A 22,080-nucleotide genomic window follows, 5' to 3' on the forward strand; every position below is an offset into this window, starting at 1 on the left:
TGGATCCCGGATAGCCCGGCTTCCGGGATGACGACTGCAGGCTTGCTGTATGACAGATCGCGTTTATTTACAGGAATTGACAAATTCCTCACCGCCAAAATCCTTTACAACATTTACAAATTTACAACGCGATCCTGTCAAACACAATACAGGTTTTCCCTATTTCCCAGACGATTTTCCCGAATTACCTCGCTTATATCGCATCGCAATGTAAATTCCGTAACACAGAAGCAGCGGGAAGCTGCTCCGCCAATGTAACACCGTTGACTGTTCGGAGAGAAATATGACCGATTTTTACAATCTCGTCCCATCCGCGCCTGAAGGCCGTTTCGAAGGCATCGAGCGGCCCTATACCGCCGAGACGGTCAAGAAGCTGCGCGGCTCCGTGCAGATCAAGCACAGCCTGGCCGAAATGGGCGCAAACCGCCTCTGGCAGTTGATCCACGAGGAAGGCTTCGTCAACGCGCTGGGCGCTCTCTCCGGCAACCAGGCGATGCAGATGGTGCGCGCCGGACTGAAGGCGATCTATCTTTCGGGCTGGCAGGTCGCAGCCGACGCCAACACGGCATCCGCCATGTATCCTGACCAGTCGCTCTACCCGGCCAATGCCGCGCCCGAGCTTGCCAAGCGCATCAACAAGACGCTGCAGCGCGCCGACCAGATCGAGACCTCGGAAGGCAAGGGCCTGTCGGTCGACACATGGTTCGCGCCGATCGTGGCTGACGCAGAAGCCGGCTTCGGCGGTCCGCTCAACGCCTTCGAGATCATGAAGGCCTTCATCGAGGCGGGCGCCGCCGGCGTCCACTATGAAGACCAGCTCGCTTCGGAAAAGAAGTGCGGCCATCTCGGCGGTAAGGTGCTGATCCCGACCGCTGCCCACATCCGCAACCTCAATGCGGCCCGCCTTGCCGCCGACGTTATGGGCACGCCAACGCTGGTGATCGCCCGTACCGACGCGGAAGCGGCCAAGCTCTTGACGTCAGACATCGATGAGCGCGACCAGCCTTTCGTCGACTATGATGCCGGCCGCACGGTCGAAGGTTTCTACAACGTCAAGAACGGCATCGAGCCGTGCATTGCGCGCGCCGTTGCCTATGCCCCGCATTGCGACCTGATCTGGTGCGAGACCTCCAAGCCGGATCTGGCGCAGGCGAAGAAGTTTGCCGAGGGCGTGCGCAAGCATCACCCCAACAAGCTTCTCGCCTATAATTGCTCGCCCTCCTTCAACTGGAAGAAGCATCTGGACGATGCCACGATCGCCAAGTTCCAGCGCGAGTTGGGCGCCATGGGCTACAAGTTCCAGTTCATCACGCTGGCCGGGTTCCATCAGCTCAACCACGGCATGTTCGAGCTGGCGCGCGGCTACAAGGATCGCCAGATGGCAGCCTATTCGGAGTTGCAGGAAGCCGAGTTCGCTTCGGAGGCCAACGGCTACACCGCGACCAAGCACCAGCGCGAAGTCGGCACCGGCTATTTCGACGCCGTGTCGATGGCGATCACTGGCGGCCAGTCGTCCACCACGGCGATGAAGGAATCGACCGAGCACGACCAGTTCCGTCCGGCAGCGGAATAATCGGGCCGCAGGCAATATCCCGGGGCGACTAGCCCCGGGCAACAAACAGAGGAAACGCCCGAAGGGCAATAAACAGCGCACGGGAGAAGACCATGGCAACCAGAACACGCGTCAAGGAGCGGGCCGAGGAACAGTCTTCGGCCATGAATATGGATCAGCAGGCGGTCATACGCATCGTCGCCAACGACCTGCACCGCCTCAACCAGTCGGTGATGAAGGCGGTGGAAGCCGGCGTCTCGGTCGAGCTCGTGCGCTCGGCGCGCCATCATGGCGGTGACGGCAACTGGGGCGACCTGCTCATCCCGGTGATCGTCACCCAGGGCACCCGCTAACAACCGGCATCCGTCAACCGACAAACAGTTCCAAGGCCCACTCAATCACCTGCGCGGTTTCGCGTGGGTGATCTTTTTTTAACGCCATGGCCCTTGCTGCGCCTTTGGTCGCAAGCGCGGCGCGGCTAATCCCTTCACTTTTTGCTCACGCTCGCCACGCAATGGTTTTACGCTTGACATGAAGGTGGGGCCTGCGGTTACTTGCACCGTTTCCTCAACCATAAATTGAGCTACGGGCGGACAGGCTAGTGCATGATCAAGTCACGTAGCGACAGCAGCCGTCGCCCGGGCACCGGCCCGACTGACCAGAGTCCCGCTGTTTTCACGGTCGATCTGAACAAGGTTCTGGTGGTCGGCAAATCGCAGATCAACCGCATCGTGGTTTCCAAGATCGTCGAGAAATCCGGGCTGAGGCCGATTTCAGAAGATCCGGAAACAGCACTCCGGACGCTGCAGACGATGGTGCCGGGTACGGTGGTGCTCGACGGCGGCGTCGACAACACCGACTGCGAGGCGCTGATGGGCCAGTTGGTGACCCTGCGGCGGCTGTCGGGAACGGAAGCGCCCTGCGTGATCCTGCTCTCGACCCGGATCATGGATGCCGACGATCTCTCTGCGCTGACGGCGATCGATGCCGCCGTCGCCAAGCCGATCACTCCCGAACTGCTCCAGCCGGTGGTCGATCGGCTGCTGGATCGCTTGCGCGGCTGAGACCGCGCGCCCCACAAAAGGCCGCGAAAGCCCCCCTTTCCTTCCCTCGTGGGGCATGGCTATACTCGCAAATCCGAAATCAAATCCTGGTGATTGATGCCTGCCCCTAAAAAGGAAGCCCGCCCCTCGAAAGCCGGAGGGCGTGCGCGAACCCCCGCATATGTAAAAAACCTTCGTGGCGTAAAGAACTGGAAGGAAGTCAGCGACTGGCTCGAATGGCGCGGCATCGAAGACATAGAATGCATCACCCCCGATCAGGCGGGCGTGGCACGCGGCAAGATGATGCCGTCGAGCAAATTCACCTCCAACACCTCGCTGGCGCTGCCTTCGGCACCGTTCATGATGACGATCTCGGGCGACTACCCGGAAGACGGCAACGGATTCGCCTACCCGGAAGACGATGGCGACCTGAAGTTGATGCCGGATCTTTCGACGCTGACGGTCGTGCCCTGGGAGGAGGATCCAACGGCGCAGGTGATCTGCGATCTCGTCCATCAGGACGGGCGCGCCGTGGAATTCACGCCGCGCAATGTGCTGAAGAAGGTGGTCGCAGCCTATGAGAAGAAGGGCCTGCGCCCGGTCGTTGCGCCGGAAATCGAATTCTATCTCGTGCGCAAGAACCCGGACCCGGATTATCCGCTGACCCCACCTGTCGGGCGCTCCGGCCGGCCGATCGGCGGCGGCGCCGGCTATTCGATCGCCGGCGTCAACGAGTTCGACGAACTGATCGACGACATCTATCATTTCTCCGAAAACCAGGGCCTGGAGATCGATACGCTCATACACGAAGAGGGTGCGGGCCAGCTCGAGATCAACCTGCGCCACGGCGATCCGATCGAGCTTGCCGACCAGGTGTTCCTGTTCAAGCGCACCATCCGTGAGGCGGCGCTCAAGCACGACACCTATGCCACCTTCATGGCCAAGCCGATCCAGGGCCAGCCGGGCTCGGCCATGCACATCCATCAGTCGATCGTCGATCGCAAGACCGGCAAGAACATTTTCTCGGCACCAGACGGATCGGAGACCGAGGCTTTCTTCAACTTCATCGGCGGCATGCAGCGCCATGTGCCGAACGCGCTGGTGATGTTTGCGCCCTACGTCAATTCCTATCGCCGGCTGACGCAGGCGGCCTCCGCTCCAGTCAACGCCAAATGGGGCTACGACAACCGCACCGTGGCCTTCCGCGTGCCGCGCTCGGACCCCGCGGGACGGCGCGTCGAGAACCGCATCCCCTCCTCCGACGCCAATCCCTATCTGGCGTTGGCTGCCTCGCTCGCCTGCGGGCTTATTGGCATGAACAACGGCCTGAAGCCGGATGCGCCGGTCCTGACCACAGCCAATGCGGACGAGATCGACCTGCCCCGAGGACTGCTCGAAGCAGTCGACCTGTTCGAAGGCGATCAGGAGTTGCGAACAATGCTGGGCGAATCCTTCGCGGCCACCTATGCCGCCATCAAGCGCGCCGAGTTCGAGACCTTCATGGAAGTGATCAGCCCGTGGGAGCGGGAGTATCTGTTGTTGAATGTGTGAGTTAGGGGAGTAGGGCAGTAGGGCAGTAGGGCAGTAGGGGAAGTTGCCGGATAAGAGCGGTTCTTATCAAGACCTTGTTGTCTGGCAGCAGGCTATGGATTTGGCCGTTGCTGGTATATGCGACCACCAGATCCTGGCCCAAGGAAGAGATTTACGGATTGACCAGCCAAGCTCGCCGCGCCGCCACATCCATCCCCGCCAACATTGCCGAAAGCTATGGCCGCGAGCATCGCGGCTCCTACCTCCAGTTCCTCCGCATCGCCCAAGGTTCGCTGAAAGAACTTGAAACTCATTTGCTCCTGGCGGAACGTGCCGGCGTCGCGATTACCGGCTCGGTATCGCCACTGATGACCAGAAGCGAGAGTGTCGGGAAATTGCTGCGTCTCCTGCTCCGTAAACTAGCTTCGACGTAGCCCCATCCGATTCCTCTTTCCCCTACTCCCTTATTCCCTTACTTCCCTATCATGCATCATTCCCCCATCTCCCCCGGCCATTCCTGGTACGAAGCCACTGCCGGCGAGCGGCCGGTCTATCCGGCGCTGGACGGCGACCGCAGCGCCGATGTCGTCATCATCGGCGGCGGTTTTACCGGCCTGTCGGCGGCGGCGCATCTGGCCAAGGCGGGCACGAATGTCGTGCTGATCGAGGCGCATCGTTTCGGCGACGGCGCATCCGGGCGCAATGGCGGCCAGCTCGGAACGGGCCAGCGCGCCTGGGCGGAGGACCTCGAGGCCGAGCTTGGTCTTTCGCGCGCCAAGGCGTTGTTCGAACTCGCCGAGGAGGCCAAGGCGCATCTCCTGGAATTTTCGGCAGCGAACAATATCGAAATCGACTTCATGCCCGGCCAATTGTCTGTGGCGCACAAGAAGCGTTATGTCGACGACTACAAGGCCCATGCAGAGATCATGGCGACGCGCTTCGGCTATGAGCACATCTCCTTCATGGACGAGAAGGAGACGGCCGAGCGGCTCGGCTCAACCGCCTATTTCGGTGGAACGCGCGACACCGGCACCGGCCATATTCATCCGCTGAAACTGGTCATCGGCACGGCGCGGGTCGCGGCGGAGGCAGGCGCACAGCTTTTCGAAAATACGCCGTCGACCGGCATCATCTCCGCCGCCGGCAAGGTGCGCGTGACGACGCCGACTGGCACCATAACCGCCGACAAATGCCTGATCGCGGTCAATGCCTATGGCGGCAATCTGGAACCGGTGAGTGCGGCCCATGTCATGCCGATCGGCTCCTTCATCGGCGCGACCGTGCCGCTGGGCGCTGATAGCCCGGTCATTCCAGGTGGTGAATCCGTCGACGATTCACGCTTCGTCGTGCGCTATTTCCGCAAATCCAGGGATGGCCGGCTGCTGTTCGGCGGGCGCGAGGTCTATGGGGTCGATGATCCCAAGGACATTCATATCCACATCCGCAAGCAGATCGCCGAGCTTTATCCGGCCTTGAAAGATGTCGAGATCACCCATGGCTGGGGCGGCTATGTCGGCATCACCGTGCCGCGAAAACCTTATGTGCGCGAGGTCATGCCCAATGTCATTTTCGCCGGCGGTTATTCCGGCCATGGCGTCATGCTGTCCAACTTCGTCGGCAAGCTTTATGCCGAGACTATCGCCGGTAACCGCGACCGGCTGAAGCTCTTCGAAGACCTCAAAATCCCGCCTTTTCCCGGTGGCCGGCGCTTCCGCGCGCCGCTGATGTTCCTCGCGCTCAACTGGTTCGCGCTGAGGGACAGGTTTTAACACCTCTCGTTTTAGTGATCGGGCCCGGGTGCACTGTTGCGCAGGTGTGACAGCCAAAGCGCCGGATTTGGGCTAAGGTCGCTCCCATCACGTCGGGTGGCGTGGGGCATTCGCATGTGCAGGAGGCAGCCTTGACCAAAGGGTTTGCACGCGCTGCGGTTCTCGCAGCACTTCTTTCCACCGGAACGGCGGCCTATGCCGCTGACGTCGTGGAGCCCGAAGCACCAGCTCCCATTGCCGAAACACCGATCTTCAGCTGGACCGGCGCTTACATAGGCATCGTCGGCGGCTACCATTGGGGCAAGACCGACTGGACCTTCACCGACACCGGCGACAACAATGATTTCGACACCAATGGCGGCTCGGTCGGTGGCACGGTCGGCTACAACTATCAGTTCCCCAACAATGTCGTGCTCGGCCTTGAAGGCGATCTCTCCTGGTCAGGCGCCGATGGCAGCGTGACCTGCCCGAACCCGACCTTCTCCTGCGACTCGGAAGTGAAATGGTATGGCACGGTGCGCCCGCGCCTCGGCTATGCCTATGACCGCTTCCTGCCCTACATCACCGGCGGCGCAGCCTTCGGCAATGTCGAGTTGACGACCCGCGACTCGGTGACCGGCAACAGCGTCAGCGACGACCAGACGCGGTTCGGCTGGGCAGCGGGCGTCGGCCTCGAATATGCCTTCACCGACCAGTTCACCGCCAAGCTCGAATACCTGCATATCGATCTCGGCAAGGATGACTACACTCTGTCGGATGGCGCGCCTGTCGAAGCCAAATGGAAGTCCGACGGCATTCGCCTCGGCTTCAACTACAAGTTCTAACGAACCGTCTCATTGGCTGAACTGCCCCGGCGCTCGCGCCGGGGTTTTTGTTTGCGCGGGGCTCGTGCGGCATGCGGGAAGTGGTCTTCGCGTCTTGGCGCAGGGGCGACTAGCCGTGACAACCGTGAAGTCGTCATTCCGAAAGCTGCCATCCAATGTCGACGACTAGCGAAGGCAGCTCGTCATCCCGGAAACCGAAGCGAAGCGCAGGTTATCCGGGATCGATTGGCCGCAGCATCGTCAGGCACGGCCCGGTCCTGCTGTTGACGCGTTCTGCACCGCTGAAGCTCTTCTCCATTCAGGCATGGATCCCGGGTCTCCGCATTCGCTTCGCTCATGCTCCGCCCGGGATGACGAAGGGAGGGGTGTCGCCGCTAATCGCAAACGTTGCTTAAGACCAGAGACGCAATTGCTGCGCCCCAGCGTTGACGATCAGCGAAGGCCAAACATGCAATTCGTCATCCCGGAAGCTGGAGCGAAGCGAAGGCTATCCGGGATCCATTGGCCGGTATCGTCAGGCACGGACCGATCCTGACGCCATTGCGGTCTGCACCACCGAAGCGCTTTTGCGTTCCGGCATGGATTCCCGACACTCTCCGCTCGTTCCTCGCTCACGAGGTCAAGAATGACGAATTGCATTTAGGCTTGCCGCCAATCCCAAGCGTTGGTGATTTGGCGTTGGCGGTTTGCGAAGGCGGCAAATAACAAGCTCGTCATCCTCGGGTCGCAGCACGAGCGAAGCGAAGGGCGTAGAACCCAGGGATCCATGCCGGACCATCCGCGAAGGCCGCAGCGGTGCAGAACTGCCGAAGCGGAAGCTTGCGAAGTGGGGGAAAGATTTTCAGGCGGGTTTCACTCAAGCTATTGTTTTTACTTATGCCTCTAACTTTCTAACGCCTGATTTTTCCCCACCCCTCGAGCACCTTTCATAATTCGCTCCAGTTCCTCCCACGGGAACACCGGTCGCGACGGTGATCTGTGGGGAGGAACCGGCGCTTCCGGTTTGTCGCAAACGTAGCGACGAGCCCGGGGAGGTTCCGTCCGAGGGTTCCCCTGCGGGTAATACGGCCCGCGCGTGCTGGACGAGCACATAGGCTCTGCCTTTATTCGCAAATGAATGAAGGCAGGGAGCAGCGGAACGGACGGGAACAGAAATCGCCGGCGGGGCGTGGAAGTCGCGCCACTTACTAAACACTAGGAAGGCACGGCCATGCGCCCCGCTTCCCGATCTTTGACAATGGCCAGATGCGAAAGCAGGCGTGGCGATGATGAAGCGCGCCGCCGAGCTACCTTTCACTCCACCGTCGGCATCGGCCGCGTCTGGGAGGCGATCATGGCGCCGATGGCGTCGACTGCCTTCGGGTCGGCCTCATAGGACATCGCCGTCTGCGCCAGATCGGATGGCTGCGGCGCTTCGGTCGGCAGAGAAGGCGTGGCTTCTGCGACCTGCGGCGTTGGAGCCTCAGGCTTCGCATCCTGCGTGAGAATCCGGGGGCCTTTGCCGGTGGTGCTCGCCCGCGTCTCGACTGGCGCGGCGTCGTCGGACCTGCTGCTGCGGGCAACAACGCGAGCGCCCTTTGCCGAGGCGGAGGCGGTTGTTGCAACCGGCGCGGAATCTGCAGAACGTGCGCTCGCCGAAACGACACGCGGTCCGTTCTCGGTCATGGCGATCTGCGTCTCGACCGGAGCAGCCGCCTTTGCCGTCGTCTCCTGCACGCCGGGAAGCGGGCTGGCTTCTGCAACCTGAGTTTCCTCGACCGCCGGCTTTGCGCGGCGCCGGCTGCGCTTCTCGTAAAACTCGTTGCCGCCGGCTTCCAGCACGTAATGCATGTTCTTGTAGGGAAAGCGCAGGCCGGCGGTGTGGAAAAACATGGCGCTCTGCACCTTCGGATGGCGTTCGCCCTTCAGCACGGAATCGGCTGCGTCGACCACGTCGGGAAGCGCCTTGGAGTCCATGCGGCGCGACAGCACGCCGGGCGCGAACTGGCCTTTCTGTCCGACGACCTGGCAGACGGTGTCGCCATACTGGCCGGAGTCCAGGCGGTTCATCACCACCGTGCCGACGGCGACAAGTCCCGAACGGCTCGAGCGGTTGGATTCGAAGAACATTGCGCGGGCGAGACATTCCTTGTCCTTGGCCGTGTAGGCGTAGGACGTTTTGGACGATGTCTTGCCGAGGGACGAGGTCTTGAGGCCTTCCGTCAGACCGCCAGCGCCCTGCGTGGTACAACCAGCAAGCACACAACCGGATACGACGGTGCTGAACGCAAGAAACGTCCTCCACCTTGGGAGATTTAGCAAAAGGGCCCCTTACTCCTTGGTCGTCCCCAGCCCAGAATCGAGATTGTGCATTTTTCAGGCTAAAAGATGGCGAAAGCCTTAACCATGTCAGCTTTCGCTTTTCTCATACGCCGGAGCGCACGGCAAGGAGGCGGGACTGCCGGCTAGATGCAGCGGCCGCCGTCGACTTCGAGCGCCACGCCGGTGATGAATTTCGCCTCGTCGGACGCCAGCCAGAGAGCGGCATTGGCAATATCGAGCGGCGTCGACAGACGGCCTAGCGGTATCGAGGCACGGAATTTCGCACGAAGCTCGGGCGTGTCCTCGCCCATAAACTGCGCCAGCATTCCCGTTTCGCCGGCGACCGGGCAAAGACAGTTCACGCGGATGTTCTTCGGCGCGAGTTCCACCGCCATCGACTTGGTCGCGGTGATCGCCCAGCCCTTGGAGGCGTTGTACCAGGTCAGGCCCGGACGCGGGCGTAGGCCGGCGGTGGAGGCGGTGGTGATGATGGAGCCGCCGCCCTGCGCATCCATGATCGGCACGACGGCGCGGGCGGCGTGGTAGATCGCCTTCATGTTGACGGCGGTGATCAGGTCGAAGGTGTCTTCCTCGACCTCCAGCATGTCGCCGTTGCGATGGGTGTAGCCGGCATTGTTGACCATGATGTCGATGCGGCCGAAAGCCTTCATCGTGGCGGCGACCAGTTCATCGAACTCGGCCTTCTGTGACACGTCGGTCTGAACGAAGATCGCCTGGTGGCCGATTTCAGCGGCAACGCGCTCGGCATCCTTCACATTGAGGTCGGCCACGACGATTTTCGCGCCTTCCTCGGCAAAGCGCTTGGCCATGCCCTCGCCGAAACCCGCTGCTGCACCGGTGATGATTGCGACCTTGTTTTTTAGGCGTGGCATGTTTTCCTGCTTCTCCTACCCATGATTAAACACCACCGTCTTGGTGGCCGACATATCGTAAAGCGCCTCAAAACCCTTTTCGCGCCCATGGCCGGACTTCTTGAAGCCGCCGAAGGGCAGTTCTATGCCGCCCCCGGCACCGTAGCCATTGACGAAAACCTGGCCGGCGCGCACACGCTTGGCGACGCGGTGCTGGCGCGCGCCGTCCTTGGTCCAGACACCGGCGACGAGGCCGAAATCTGTGCCGTTGGCGAGGCGTATCGCTTCTTCCTCGCCTTCGAACGGAAACAGCGTCAGCACCGGCCCGAACACCTCGTTCTGGGCGATTGCCGCCGCCGGATCGACCGATCCGAACAGGACCGGTGCCTGATAATAGCCCTCGGTGGGTGCGTCAGGATGGACCGAGCCGCGCGCAAGGACCGGAATGCCGGCCTCCTCCGCCGCCGCGATCATGCCGGCCACCTGGTTCTTCTGCTTGGGACTGATGAGCGCGCCGAGATCGAGATCGGCGTCATGCGGACCGGCGACGAGTTTTGAGAACCGCTCAGTGAGGCCGGCGGCAATCCGGTCATAGACCGGCTTTTCGATCAGCACGCGGCTGCCGGCCGAGCAGGTCTGGCCGCCATTCTGGATGATCGCGTTGACGAGAACGGGCAACGCCGCCTCGATATCGGCGTCGGCAAAGACGATCTGCGGCGACTTGCCGCCAAGCTCCATGGTGACGCCGCGGTTGTTGATGGCGGCGGCCTGTTGGATGGCGGTGCCGGTCATCGGCGAGCCGGTGAAGGTGACGTAATCGACCAGCGGATGCGCCGAAAGCGCCGCGCCCGCCTCGCGCCCATAGCCGGTGACGACGTTGAACACTCCGGCTGGAATGCCGGCTTCCAGCGCCAGCTCGGCAATGCGGATCGTGGTCAGCGAGGCGTCTTCGGCCGGCTTGACCACCAGCGTGTTGCCCATGGCGAGTGCTGCACCCGCTACACGGGCAAGGATCTGCAGTGGATAGTTCCAGGGAATGATGCCGGCGACCACGCCATGCGGCTCGCGCAAGGTCAGCGCCGTGTAGCCTTCCAGAAACGGGATGGTGTCGCCGTGGATCTTGTCGGCTGCACCGCCGTAGAATTCGTAATAGCGCATGGCGCCGTTCACATCCGCCCTGCCCTGCCGGACCGGCTTGCCGGTGTCGCGCGATTCGAGTGCGGCGAGTTCGGTGCCGTTTTTCTCGATGAGCTGGAAAAGCCGGGTGAGGCAGCGGCCGCGCTCGACAGCAGGCGTGCGGCTCCATGGCCCGTTATCGAAAGCTGTGCGGGCCGATTGCACGGCACGGTCGACATCGGCAGCGCCGGCGGCGGGAATTGAGGCGAAAACCTTGCCGTCGGAAGGGCAGCGCACGTCGATCCGCTCGCCCGAAAGCGCGTCGACCTGCTTTCCATCGACGATCTGCATGAAGGCGCGGCCTTCCGCCACCGTTCTGGAAAGATGCGTTCCCATCGCAATCTCCTTTGGAAATCGTCACGTTCAAGTCTTATGTTGCGTTTGCGAACAGACCGGAGTGACTATCGCCTGATGAGAAACGCCCCGGTTGGACCAGTGTCAAGGTTGAAGCTGTGACAGTCTGACACTGGTAATTTTAAATCGATTAGATTAATAGACGGCGGACTCACCGCCGTCGTGAACACGGAACTGCAATGACTAGCCAGATCATCCCCGTCGAAGCCTTCGACCTTGTCGTTTTTGGAGGCACGGGCGACCTTGCCGAGCGCAAGCTGTTGCCGGCGCTCTACCAGCGCCAGCGCGCCGGGCAATTCTCCGAACCTACCCGCATTATCGGTGCCTCGCGCACCACGATGACCGACGACGAGTATCGCGCATTCGCGAGCAAGGCGATTTCCGAGCATGTAAAAGCGGAGGAAATCGACCCCGCCCAGCTCGAAAGCTTCATTGCACGCCTCTCGTATGTCGCGGTGGACGCGAAAACCGGCGATGGTTTCCCGAAGCTGAAAAAGGCCATCGGCAACAGCAAGAACGTGCTGGTCTTCTATCTTGCTGTGGCGCCAGCGCTGTTCGGCGATATCTCGACCCATTTGAAGGCCAACGACCTCGTCACGCCAACGGCGCGAATCGTCCTGGAAAAGCCGATCGGCCGCGATCTTGCTTCCGCGCGCGAACTGAACGACCAGATCGGCAAGGTCTTTTCCGAGCAGCAGATTTTCCGCATCGATCACTATCTCGGCAAGGAGACGGTGCAGAACCTGATGGCGCTGCGCTTCGCCAACGCGCTTTACGAGCCGCTGTGGAATTCTGCCCATATCGACCACGTCCAGATCACCGTGGCCGAGACCGTCGGCCTGGAAGACCGCATCACCTATTACGACAAGGCCGGCGCGCTGCGCGACATGGTGCAGAACCACATGCTGCAGCTTCTGTGCCTAGTCGCCATGGAAGCGCCCGCCTCGATGGAAGCGGACGCGGTGCGCGACGAAAAGCTGAAGGTGCTGCGCTCGCTGAAGCGCATCAACGGGCAGGAAGCGCCGAAATCGACCGTGCGCGGGCAATATCGCGCCGGCGCATCGGCCACCGGCCCGGTGAAGGGCTATGTCGAGGAACTCGGCAACGGCCAAAGCGAGACCGAAACCTTCGTCGCCATCAAGGCCGAGATCGAGAACTGGCGCTGGGCCGGCGTGCCTTTCTACCTGCGCACCGGCAAGCGGCTGGCCTCGCGCGTCTCCGAAATCGTCATCGAGTTCAAGCCGATCCCGCATTCGATCTTCGAGGAAAGTGCCGGCAACGTCATCGCCAACCAGTTGGTGATACGCCTGCAGCCCGACGACGGCGTCAAGCAATGGATCATGATCAAGGATCCGGGTCCGGGCGGTATGCGCCTGCGCAACGTCGCGCTGGACATGAGCTTTGCGGAAAGCTTCCAAGAGCGCAACCCGGATGCCTATGAACGCCTGCTGATGGACGTGATCCGCGGCAACCAGACGCTGTTCATGCGCCGCGACGAGGTCGAGGCGGCATGGAAATGGATCGACCCGATCCAGGGCGCTTGGGCCGACAGCCATCAGGAAACGCAGGGCTACACCTCGGGCACCTGGGGTCCGTCCGCCTCGATCGCGCTGATCGAACGCGACGGCCGCACCTGGCACGAGAGCTGAGCGCATGGACGTGGCCACCCGCAACTGGCACGAATTCGCGTCGTCCGAGACACTGGCGCTGGGGCTTTCCGGTACTGTCGCCAAGGTTCTCGGCGACGCTATCGCCATACGCGGAAAAGCAACGATTGCCGTTTCCGGCGGCACCACGCCCGGCCTGTTTTTCCGCACGCTTTCGCGCGAAAAGCTCGACTGGGCCAAGGTGACGGTGACGCTGATCGACGAGCGTTTCGTGCCGGCGGATTCACCGCGCTCAAACGCCGGACTGGTGGCCGCGAACCTGCTCCAGCACGAAGCGGCGGCGGCAAATTTCGTCGGCCTCTATTCCGAGGCAGGCAACGTGCAGAGTGCGGCGCAGCGGGCAAACGATTTCATCGCCCGCAGCGCGTTGCCGCTGGATGCCGCGATCCTCGGCATGGGCGGCGACGGCCACACGGCCTCTTTCTTCCCCGATGCCGGCAATCTGACCGCGCTGCTCGACCCGGCTTCGAAATCGAACGTGCTGCCGGTTCATGCGGCCAGCGGCATCGAGCCGCGCCTGACATTGGCGCTGCCGCGCATTGCCGAGGCCGGATTTATCGCGCTGCATATCGAAGGCGCGGAAAAGCGCCGCGTTCTGGAAGCAGCGCTCGGCAATGAAAGTCATCTGCCCATCCGCGCCGTATTCGACCACGCAAAGACACCTGTGCAGGTGTTCTGGGCGCCGTAAAATTTCTGCATGTCGAGCCGGAGAACGCTCCTCCACGTTTTCCGCGGCATGTTCCAGACCATGATCCCGAAGACGGGAACCGGTTTCGAAAAGGTCATGGTCAAACAACAAGACAGGACCGAGAGCCATGACCGCGAGAAGCGACATCGAAGCCATCACCAACCGCATCCGCGAGCGGTCCAGAGGCTCGCGCGAAATCTATCTCGGGCGCATCGCTGAGGCCTCCAGCCGCTCGGCCAACCGCGCGGTGCTTTCCTGCGGCAATCTCGCTCATGGCTTTGCGGTGTGCAGCCCGTCTGAGAAAATCGCGCTCGGCGGCGACAAGGTGCCGAACCTAGGCATCATCACCTCCTACAACGACATGCTGTCGGCGCATCAGCCCTTCGAGACCTTTCCGCAGATGATCAAGCAGGCGGCACGCGAAGTGGGCGGCATCGCGCAGGTGGCGGGCGGCGTGCCGGCCATGTGCGACGGCGTCACCCAGGGCCAGCCGGGCATGGAGCTTTCGCTTTTCTCGCGCGACGTGATCGCCATGGCGGCGGCTGTCGGCCTCAGCCACAACATGTTCGACGCCGCCGTCTTCCTCGGCGTCTGCGACAAGATCGTGCCGGGGCTGCTCATCGGGGCTCTCACCTTCGGCCATCTGCCGGCAGTGTTCATTCCAGCGGGGCCGATGACTTCGGGCCTGCCGAACGACGAGAAGGCCCGGATTCGCCAGCTCTATGCCGAGGGCAAGGTCGGCCGTCCCGAGCTGCTTGAGGCGGAATCGAAGTCCTATCACGGCCCCGGCACCTGCACCTTCTACGGCACGGCCAATTCCAACCAGATGCTGATGGAGATCATGGGCCTGCACACGCCGGGCGCATCCTTCGTCAATCCGGGCACGCCGCTGCGCGATGCGCTGACCAGGGAAGCCGCCAAGCGGGCGCTGGCGATCACCGCGCTCGGCAATGCCTACACGCCGGTCGGGCGGATGATCGACGAGCGTTCGATCGTCAATGGCGTCGTCGGCCTGCACGCCACCGGCGGCTCGACCAACCACACGATCCATCTGCTCGCGATGGCGGCGGCGGCGGGCATCAAGCTGACCTGGCAGGATATTTCCGATCTCTCCGACGCAACCCCGCTTCTGGCCCGCGTCTATCCGAACGGCCTTTCCGACGTGAACCATTTCCACGCCGCCGGCGGGCTCGGTTTCCTGATCCGCGAACTGCTCAACGCCGGCCTGCTGCATGAGGACGTGCAGACCGTGTGGGGCGAAGGCCTGCGCCCCTATGCTGTCGAAGCGAAGCTCGGCGCGGACGGCAACGTCACCCGCGAAGCCGCACCCAAGCTCAGCGGTGACGAAAAGGTATTGGCGCCCTTCGCCAAGGCATTTCAATCAAATGGCGGCCTGAAGATGCTGTCGGGCAATATCGGCCACGCCGTCATCAAGACGTCTGCCGTCAAGCCGGAACGCCGCCTGATCGAGGCACCCGCCGTGGTACTGGACAGCCAGCAGGCGCTGAACGACGCCTTCAAGGCGGGCGAACTCGACCGCGATTTCGTCGCCGTCATCCGCTTCCAGGGGCCGCGCGCCAACGGCATGCCGGAACTGCACAAGCTGACCACCATTTTGGGCATCCTGCAGGACCGCGGCCACAAGGTGGCGCTTGTCACCGACGGGCGCATGTCTGGCGCATCCGGCAAGGTGCCGGCGGCGATCCATGTGACGCCGGAAGCGCTTGAGGGTGGGCCGATCGGCAAGATTTGCGACGGCGATATCGTGCGGCTTGATGCCGACAATGGGACACTGGAAGTGTTCGTTCCCGAGGCTGAGTTGAAGGCGCGCAAGGTGCCACTGATTGATCTTACGGCAAACGAGTACGGCTTTGGGCGCGAGCTGTTTGCCGGCTTCCGCCAGATGGCCGGCCGTGCCGACCAGGGGGCAAGTGCATTCGGGATGGCTTGAGGGCGGGTGGCAGGCACTTGCGGAGGGACCCCCACCCCTAGCCCCTCCCCACAAGGGGGAGGGGGACGATTTCATCACCTCTTCGACCAAAAACGTTGAAGATTGGCCTAGGCAGCAGCCAACAAAATCCCCCTCCCCCTTGTGGGGAGGGGCTAGGGGTGGGGGTCCCTCCGCAAGTGCCTGCCTCCTTAGAGGAGCGTCGAGCTCTGCATTATTTACCCGCGCGAACGCTATGCAACGCCTCGGCATAGGCCGTCAGGCCTGCCACGACGAGGTGGCGCTGGTCCTGCGAAAGATGCCGGAAGGCCGCAGCGACCTGATTTTGCCCAAAGCTGTCGATTGCCGCGAGCGTCGCCTTTCCGCGCGTCGTCAGCGTCAGGAGTTTTGAGCGGGCATCGCCGGGGCTTGTCCGCTCTTCGATTTCGCCGGTATCGATCAGCTTGCGCAGCATCCGGCTGACGCTGGATTTTTCGAGGTTGAGGATTTCGCTGAGCATGCCGGCAGTCATCGCCTCGTTGCCGCCAATCTCGATCAGCGCGTGAACGGCGGAAATCGGCAGGCCGCTTGAGGCAAGTGTGGGCCTCATGAAACCGAGTTCGCGCACGAGCTTGCGCGAGGAATCGCGGACCTTTTCGATCTCTTCGTTTTCCAGCATTCATGATCCTCTTGTTTATAATTAGTTGTATGATACAACTTTCATGAATTCAATCCGAATTGCGTGGAACGGGTAGCATGTCGGTAGAAACCTTGAACCTAAACGAGCAAGCAGCACATGCCCGAATGGCTGGCCGCGTCTGCCTGATCACCGGCGGCGGCAGCGGCATCGGACAAGCGACTGCACTCAAGATGGCTGCGGAAGGAGCGGCGGCAGTGGTCATCGCCGGACGCCGCGCCGAGGAAGGCGAAGCCGTGGCCGAAGCCTGCCGCGCCGCCGGAGCGAAAAGCCTGTTCGTGCGCACGGATGTGACCCAGGACGAGGAAGTCGAGCATCTGGTGCGCACGACAGTCGAGCGGTTCGGGCGGCTGGATGTCGCCTTCAACAATGCCGGCTATCAGGAACGGCCAGGGCCGCTGGAGACGCAGAGCACCGAGACATTCGACGCGGTGTTCGACACCAATGTGCGGTCGGTGTTCGTGTGCCTGAAACAGCAGCTGGCGGTGATGCTGCCGCAGGGCAGCGGGCGCATCGTCATCAACACCTCGGTCAGCGGTGTCCGCAATCCCAATCCCGGCTTCGCGCTCTACTCGGCCTCCAAGGCAGCGGTGATCTCGCTGATGCGCTCCGCCGCGATGACCTATGCCTCGCGCGGCGTGCGCATCAATGCGGTCGCGCCCGGCCGAGTGGTGACGGACATGATGAAGCTGGCGGCTTCAGGCGTCGGAGGGTTGGATGCGGTGGCGGCTGGGCTGCCGCTGCGGCGCATGGGCGAACCCGAGGAAGTTGCGGAAGCGGTCGTGTGGCTTGCATCCGACCAGTCGGCCTTTGTCGTCGGACATGTTCTGGCTACCGACGGCGGCTTCCTCGCCGCTTGAGCCTCAGTAGGTCGTGCGGCGCTCTTCGCTGGGCGGGCGGCCGAATTGCAGGCGGTAGCTCTGGGCGAAATAGGAATGCGAGGTGAAGCCGGTCGCGATCGCCACGTCGAGGATCGGCATGTTGGTCTGGCGCAAAAGTTCGCGCGCGCGCTCCAGCCGCAGGCGCATGTAGTAGCGGCCCGGCGTGACCGTGAGATGGCGCAGGAACAGGCGCTCGACCTGACGCACCGACAGCCCCGCCGATTTCGCAAGTTGCACGGCAGAAAACGGCTCGTCGAGATTGTCTGCCATCAGTTCGACTATCTTGCGCAGCTTTTCCGACTTGCCGGTAAGGTCGCGCTCCGGACCGACGCGCTGGCGGTCCCCCGCCGAGCGAATGCGCTCATGCTGGAACTGATTGGCGACGCCATTAGCGATGTTTGAGCCGAAATCGGTGCGCACGATCTCCAGCATCAGGTCGATCGAGGTGGTGCCACCGGCGCAGGTATAGCGCTTGCGGTCGATCTCGAAGACGTTGCCGGTGCAGTTGATGTCGGGAAAACGTTCCATGAAGCCGGCGCGGTTTTCCCAATGGATGGTGCAGCGGTGGCCTTCGAGCTGGCCGGCCTCGGCCAGCAGGTAGGAGCCGACCGAGAGCGCGCCCAGCGTGCCGCCCCGGCGGCCCCAGTTACGCAACGCGCCGAGCACCTTGCTCTTGCCGGGGAATTCCGTGGTCAGGCCGACGCAGACGAACAATATGTCGACGGGCGGTACATCGGCGACGCTGTAGTCGACCTTCAAAGGCAGGCCGTTCGAGGCAATGACGGAATCGCCGTCGGCGGAGACAGTCGTCCAGCCGTAATAATCCTGGCCGAGCAGACGGTTCGCCGAACGAACCGTGTCGATCGCGGCTGCCAGGGAAAACATCGAGAACTTGTCGACCAGCAGGAAAGCGAACTGCCGGCCGCCTTGAACCAAATCGGCCATGGGCGGCATATCTACCGGAACGGGAAGCTTCGGCAAAGATGCCACCTGCGTTTGGGCTGAAAGATAGTCAGAAAGACGGGCGTTCGATGCCTGCGGTGAGACTAGCAGAGACGAGCGTGTTTGCCATCAGCATGGCGATGGTCATCGGGCCGACTCCGCCGGGCACCGGCGTAATCGCGCCCGCGACCTTCGCCGCCTCGGCATAGGCGACATCGCCGACCAGCCGCGACTTGCCCTCGCCCTTTTCGGGTGCCGGAATGCGGTTGATGCCGACGTCGATGACGGTCGCGCCCGGCTTGACCCAGTCGCCCTTGATCATCTCCGGACGGCCGACGGCGGCGACGAGAATATCGGCGGTGCGGGCGATTGCCGGCAGGTCCTTGGTGCGGCTGTGGGCGACGGTGACGGTGCAGTTGGCGGCCAGCAGCAAATTGGCCATCGGCTTGCCGACGATGTTGGAACGGCCGACGACGACCGCGTTGAGCCCGGACAAATCCTTGCCGCGCACGCGCTCGATCAGCAGCATCGAGCCGGCGGGCGTGCAGGGCACGAAAGCCGTCGCCAGTTCGCCCGTACCGAGCTTGCCGACATTGAGGAAGTGGAAGCCGTCGACATCCTTTTCCGGCGCTATGGTCTGGATGACCTTGCCGGCGTCGACATGATCGGGCAGCGGCAGTTGCACCAGAATGCCGTGAATGGCCGGGTCGGCGTTGAGGTCGCCGATAAGTTTCAGAAGCTCGGCTTCGCCGGTGTCGGCGGGCAGCGTGTGCTGGATAGAATGGAAGCCGCACTCCTTGGCCTTCTTGCCCTTGGAGGAGACATAGACCTGGCTGGCAGGATCCTCGCCGACGATGACCACGGCAAGGCCGGGCGTCACGCCGTGCTTGGCCAACAGATCGGCAGTCAGGCGCTTGACCGTTGCGACAACATCTTCGGCCACCAGCTTGCCATCGATCACTTCAGCCATTTATTTCCTCCTATGCATTTTTCTTGCATGGTAAGCATATCCGTATAACAGGCATAGTCACGAAAAATTCGCGGCGCAATCCCGTCAATACGGCACCGCGTGCCGCTAACGTGAAACCCGGCGAATTATTTAGAAATAGCGGCGGCGCGCGCGTGATGTAGCGAGCTCTTCCACGGCCTGGCGGAAGTCGCGCAGGCTGGCGCGGATTTCCTCGATGGGCGGCTGGTGTGCCGCGGGGTCCGGCATCTGCTGGCCGGCGGGTGCGTGCGGCTGCGGTGCGGGCGCGGGCTGGAATGCCCCCGGCATCGGCTGATATGCGGGCTGTGCTGCCGGCTGAGGCTGAACAGGCATTTGCTGTTCGAAGGCAGGCGCTTGCGGTGGATAGGGATTATAGCCCTGCGGCTGAACCTGGGGATGCAGCGGCTGATACACCTGCGCGGGAGCCTGCGGATAAGGCGTTGGCTGTGGCGCATAAGTCATCGGCTGCGGCGCGGGCTGCACCGGCGGCTGCGCATACTGCCCGGTATAAGGATGCGGCGCCGGCTGCTGCGGATAGGCTTGCGGCTGAGGCGTCGGCTGGACGAAAGGCGGCACCGCAGCCTGCTGATAGGTCACAGGCGCCTGAACCGGCTGCGGAGCATGATAAGTCGGATAGCCGGCGGCGGGATTTTGCCTCGGGCCTGCCTCCGGATAGGAAGGCTGTTGCGGCATTGGAGCCGGCTGCGGAACTGCCCGTTCCGGGACGGAATATGAGCCGGCGTGCACAGCAGTATCGCGTGCGAAGGCTGGTTCGCCAAACGCGGAGGATGCGGCTTGTGGGGCCGGCTGATATGGACGCTGCGCTGGCTCGCGGTTGGCCGGGGGGACATCCAGCGGTGCAGCACTGCGCTTGCGTGGATTGCGCCGGCGACGGCGATCGTCGGCGGTATCGCGCAGGCTTTCATAAGCACCGCGCATGCCGCCCAGCCCGATGCCCGCTAGGAAGCCAAGGATCGTGCTGGCGATCGTTATCGTCGAGCGTGACGGCCCATTGGCCTGCAACGGCGCATATGCGACCGAAATCACGCTCATATTGGCCGTATTGATGTCCCTCTGCTCGCCGGTCTCGCGGGCGCGCAGCAGGAAGGATTCGTAGACGGCGCGCTTGGCGGTCGCCTCGCGCTCCAGTTCGCGCAGGGTCACGAGTTCGCTGCTGACGCTGCCCGAACGCACCTTGAGCTGGGCCAGCCGCGAGGAGAGCTCCTGTTCAAGCTGCACGGCGCGCTTCAGCTCGGTCTGGACCGAGGAGACGATGCGGCGCAGTTCGGCGGCGATCTGGTCGCGCGCGCCGGCAAGCTGGCCTTCAACCGCCTGACGCTGTGGATGGCGCGGCCCGAGCTTGACGGCGAGACGGTCGGCCTCGCCCTTCAGCGTCGAATATTGCGAGCGCAGTTCGGTCATGCTCGCCGATGCTATTTCTTCCGGCAGCACGCCGCCGAGAACGGAATCGACATTGACGCCTCTTGTGGAGGCGGCCTTGGCGTTGAGTTCCAGCGTGCGGGCGCGCGCGATCGAAAGCTGCTCGTTGAGCTTCAATATCTCGTCGTCGCTGATCAGGCGGCCCTGTGCGTTGATGAGGTCGTTCTCGGCCTTGAAGGCTTCGACCTTGCGTTCGGCCGCTTCCACGCCGCTGCGAAGCTCGTCGAGGCGGGCCGTCAGTTCGTCGGTGGCGCGGCCGGCCGTATCGGACTGCAATTCGCCATAGGTTTTCAGGAACACATCCGCCATGGTGTTGGCGATAAGCGCCGACTTCTCGCCGTCCTGCGTCTTTACGTCGATGACGACCACGAAGGTCTTGCCGCCGCGCTCCACCGAAAGGGCCTTGGCGAGATTGCCGACGGCCAGCGAGCGGCGGCGGCCGGGATCGTCGGCGCCGTTGCTGCCGCGTGACAGCAGCGAGCGGACGAATGACAGAGGCCCGCCCCCGCCCTGCCCGTTGAACTCGGGATCGCTTTCGAGATTGAGGCGGTCGACGACTTTGTTGAGCACGGTTCCCGACGTGATGACGCGAACCTGGTTCTCGACGATGGCGAGCGTCGCCTCGTTGGAGAAGCCGGCCTGGGTGAGGTCCCGGTCGACCAGCTTGAGGTCGCGCGGATCGATCAGCAACTCGGTTGCCGCCTCGTATGTCTTGGGCGTCGACAATGCGATGGCGATGCCGAGCAGCGCGCCGAGTATCGTCGTCGCTGCAATCAGCAATTTGGAGCGGGCGACACCGCCGATGACCTTCATCGGGTCGACCAGCGGCTTCCACTGCTGGTCGTCACCATCATCGCCCCTTTGAGCGAACTGATCTTCGTTGCCACGCACGCTGTCATCATCCTGCCGCCGCGTTGCAAGCCGCCGGTCCTGATCGACGGAGGCGGCTTCGGCGGAGACCGATGATAGCTGATGCTGGCGATGCTGCGCCATACGCGACATCCAGCCAGGAACCAGATCGGCGATGTGCCACGAAGATCGAGCCTCAGTTGAGGTTTCTGCCGGCTGCGCGCTCGGCGCTTCTGCCGTAATAGGTGCTTCCCGGCGGCTTTCGCGCTGTGCCCTTGCTGCCCGATGGCGCTCTACCGGATCGGCTTCCGGCTCCGAATTCGCCATAGAAAGCAGGGAACCGGGGCGTGGTGCCTTTCGGGCATCACGATCATCGCCGGCATAGGCAAGCAGCGAACGCTTTCGATCATCACGATTTTCGGTGTCGAACATTCTGCGACAGCTTCCAAACGGGGCACGGTGATCGAGAACCGATCGTTAAGTCACGCTAAACAAGTATGGGAAACAAAACGTTAATTTAGGTGCAACTTGCGGTAAGCGCCAGCGTGCATCCTGCTTTGCGGGACATTAAGCTTTCAAC

The 22,080-nt window shown here is 62.6% G+C and carries 17 protein-coding genes and 1 pseudogene; 11 read left to right on the forward strand and 7 right to left on the reverse strand.

Features of this window, described 5'->3' with window-relative positions:
- The first annotated feature begins 283 nt into the window (after positions 1 to 283).
- From aceA to WBQ96_RS21440, 7 genes and pseudogenes are all read left to right on the forward strand, one after another.
- Positions 284 to 1,573, forward strand: coding sequence for an isocitrate lyase (aceA, locus tag WBQ96_RS21410; RefSeq protein WP_119820240.1), 1,290 nt, complete (start codon positions 284 to 286; stop codon positions 1,571 to 1,573).
- A gap of 92 nt (positions 1,574 to 1,665) precedes the next feature.
- The gene (locus WBQ96_RS21415) at positions 1,666 to 1,905 is read left to right on the forward strand and encodes an SMc00767 family acetate metabolism repressor (protein ID WP_091914306.1); all 240 of its coding nucleotides are present in this window, start codon (positions 1,666 to 1,668) and stop codon (positions 1,903 to 1,905) included.
- A gap of 252 nt (positions 1,906 to 2,157) precedes the next feature.
- Positions 2,158 to 2,616, forward strand: a complete 459-nt coding sequence (locus WBQ96_RS21420; RefSeq protein WP_336554105.1) for a response regulator — start codon at positions 2,158 to 2,160, stop codon at positions 2,614 to 2,616.
- A gap of 96 nt (positions 2,617 to 2,712) precedes the next feature.
- On the forward strand, positions 2,713 to 4,146 hold the full coding sequence (locus WBQ96_RS21425; protein WP_336554107.1) for a glutamine synthetase family protein: 1,434 nt from the start codon (positions 2,713 to 2,715) through the stop codon (positions 4,144 to 4,146).
- Between the two features lie 94 nt (positions 4,147 to 4,240).
- Positions 4,241 to 4,559, forward strand: a pseudogene (locus tag WBQ96_RS21430) (four helix bundle protein).
- A gap of 48 nt (positions 4,560 to 4,607) precedes the next feature.
- A complete protein-coding gene (locus tag WBQ96_RS21435; RefSeq protein WP_336554217.1) occupies positions 4,608 to 5,894 on the forward strand; it encodes an NAD(P)/FAD-dependent oxidoreductase in 1,287 nt (428 codons plus the stop codon).
- 131 nt (positions 5,895 to 6,025) lie between these two features.
- Positions 6,026 to 6,718, forward strand: a complete 693-nt coding sequence (locus tag WBQ96_RS21440) for an outer membrane protein (RefSeq protein WP_336554110.1) — start codon at positions 6,026 to 6,028, stop codon at positions 6,716 to 6,718.
- Between the two features lie 1,293 nt (positions 6,719 to 8,011).
- On the opposite strand, the gene WBQ96_RS21445 is transcribed toward WBQ96_RS21440, so the two are convergent.
- The 3 genes from WBQ96_RS21445 to WBQ96_RS21455 form a co-directional block, all read right to left on the reverse strand.
- Positions 8,012 to 8,959: a cell wall hydrolase gene (locus tag WBQ96_RS21445; protein WP_336554111.1), complete on the reverse strand. Its 948-nt coding sequence runs from the start codon at positions 8,957 to 8,959 to the stop codon at positions 8,012 to 8,014.
- 203 nt (positions 8,960 to 9,162) lie between these two features.
- Entirely contained in the window at positions 9,163 to 9,912 is a 750-nt protein-coding gene (locus WBQ96_RS21450) for an SDR family oxidoreductase (RefSeq protein ID WP_336554113.1), read from the reverse strand.
- 15 nt (positions 9,913 to 9,927) lie between these two features.
- A complete protein-coding gene (locus WBQ96_RS21455; RefSeq protein ID WP_336554115.1) occupies positions 9,928 to 11,403 on the reverse strand; it encodes an aldehyde dehydrogenase family protein in 1,476 nt (491 codons plus the stop codon).
- A gap of 197 nt (positions 11,404 to 11,600) precedes the next feature.
- On the opposite strand from WBQ96_RS21455, the gene zwf reads away from it, so the two are divergent.
- The 3 genes from zwf to edd all read left to right on the forward strand — a co-directional run bounded on the left by zwf (position 11,601) and on the right by edd (position 15,727).
- Positions 11,601 to 13,070 (forward strand): glucose-6-phosphate dehydrogenase, encoded by a 1,470-nt coding sequence (gene zwf, locus WBQ96_RS21460; RefSeq protein ID WP_336554117.1) that lies wholly within the window; start codon positions 11,601 to 11,603, stop codon positions 13,068 to 13,070.
- A gap of 4 nt (positions 13,071 to 13,074) precedes the next feature.
- Complete coding sequence (pgl, locus tag WBQ96_RS21465; RefSeq protein ID WP_336554118.1) at positions 13,075 to 13,776, forward strand: 6-phosphogluconolactonase; 702 nt, start codon at positions 13,075 to 13,077, stop codon at positions 13,774 to 13,776.
- 127 nt (positions 13,777 to 13,903) lie between these two features.
- A complete protein-coding gene (gene edd, locus WBQ96_RS21470) occupies positions 13,904 to 15,727 on the forward strand; it encodes a phosphogluconate dehydratase (protein ID WP_336554120.1) in 1,824 nt (607 codons plus the stop codon).
- Positions 15,728 to 15,938: 211 nt separating this feature from the next.
- Here edd and WBQ96_RS21475 read toward each other — a convergent pair whose 3' ends face one another.
- Positions 15,939 to 16,382 carry a MarR family winged helix-turn-helix transcriptional regulator gene (locus tag WBQ96_RS21475; RefSeq protein ID WP_197716886.1) on the reverse strand — a complete coding sequence of 148 codons (444 nt, stop codon included), beginning with the start codon at positions 16,380 to 16,382 and terminating at the stop codon, positions 15,939 to 15,941.
- 77 nt (positions 16,383 to 16,459) lie between these two features.
- On the opposite strand from WBQ96_RS21475, the gene WBQ96_RS21480 reads away from it, so the two are divergent.
- On the forward strand, positions 16,460 to 17,260 hold the full coding sequence (locus tag WBQ96_RS21480; RefSeq protein ID WP_336554123.1) for an SDR family NAD(P)-dependent oxidoreductase: 801 nt from the start codon (positions 16,460 to 16,462) through the stop codon (positions 17,258 to 17,260).
- 3 nt (positions 17,261 to 17,263) lie between these two features.
- On the opposite strand, the gene WBQ96_RS21485 is transcribed toward WBQ96_RS21480, so the two are convergent.
- The 3 genes from WBQ96_RS21485 to WBQ96_RS21495 all read right to left on the reverse strand — a co-directional run bounded on the left by WBQ96_RS21485 (position 17,264) and on the right by WBQ96_RS21495 (position 21,932).
- The gene (locus WBQ96_RS21485) at positions 17,264 to 18,226 is read right to left on the reverse strand and encodes a GlxA family transcriptional regulator (protein ID WP_091914284.1); all 963 of its coding nucleotides are present in this window, start codon (positions 18,224 to 18,226) and stop codon (positions 17,264 to 17,266) included.
- Between the two features lie 67 nt (positions 18,227 to 18,293).
- Positions 18,294 to 19,193 (reverse strand): bifunctional methylenetetrahydrofolate dehydrogenase/methenyltetrahydrofolate cyclohydrolase FolD, encoded by a 900-nt coding sequence (gene folD / locus WBQ96_RS21490; protein WP_336554127.1) that lies wholly within the window; start codon positions 19,191 to 19,193, stop codon positions 18,294 to 18,296.
- A 129-nt stretch (positions 19,194 to 19,322) separates the two neighbouring features.
- Positions 19,323 to 21,932, reverse strand: coding sequence for a GumC family protein (locus WBQ96_RS21495; protein WP_336554129.1), 2,610 nt, complete (start codon positions 21,930 to 21,932; stop codon positions 19,323 to 19,325).
- Positions 21,933 to 22,080: the final 148 nt, after the last annotated feature.

The sequence above is a fragment of the Mesorhizobium sp. CCNWLY176 genome, assembly GCF_037153935.1.
Classification (GTDB): domain Bacteria; phylum Pseudomonadota; class Alphaproteobacteria; order Rhizobiales; family Rhizobiaceae; genus Mesorhizobium_M; species Mesorhizobium_M zhangyense.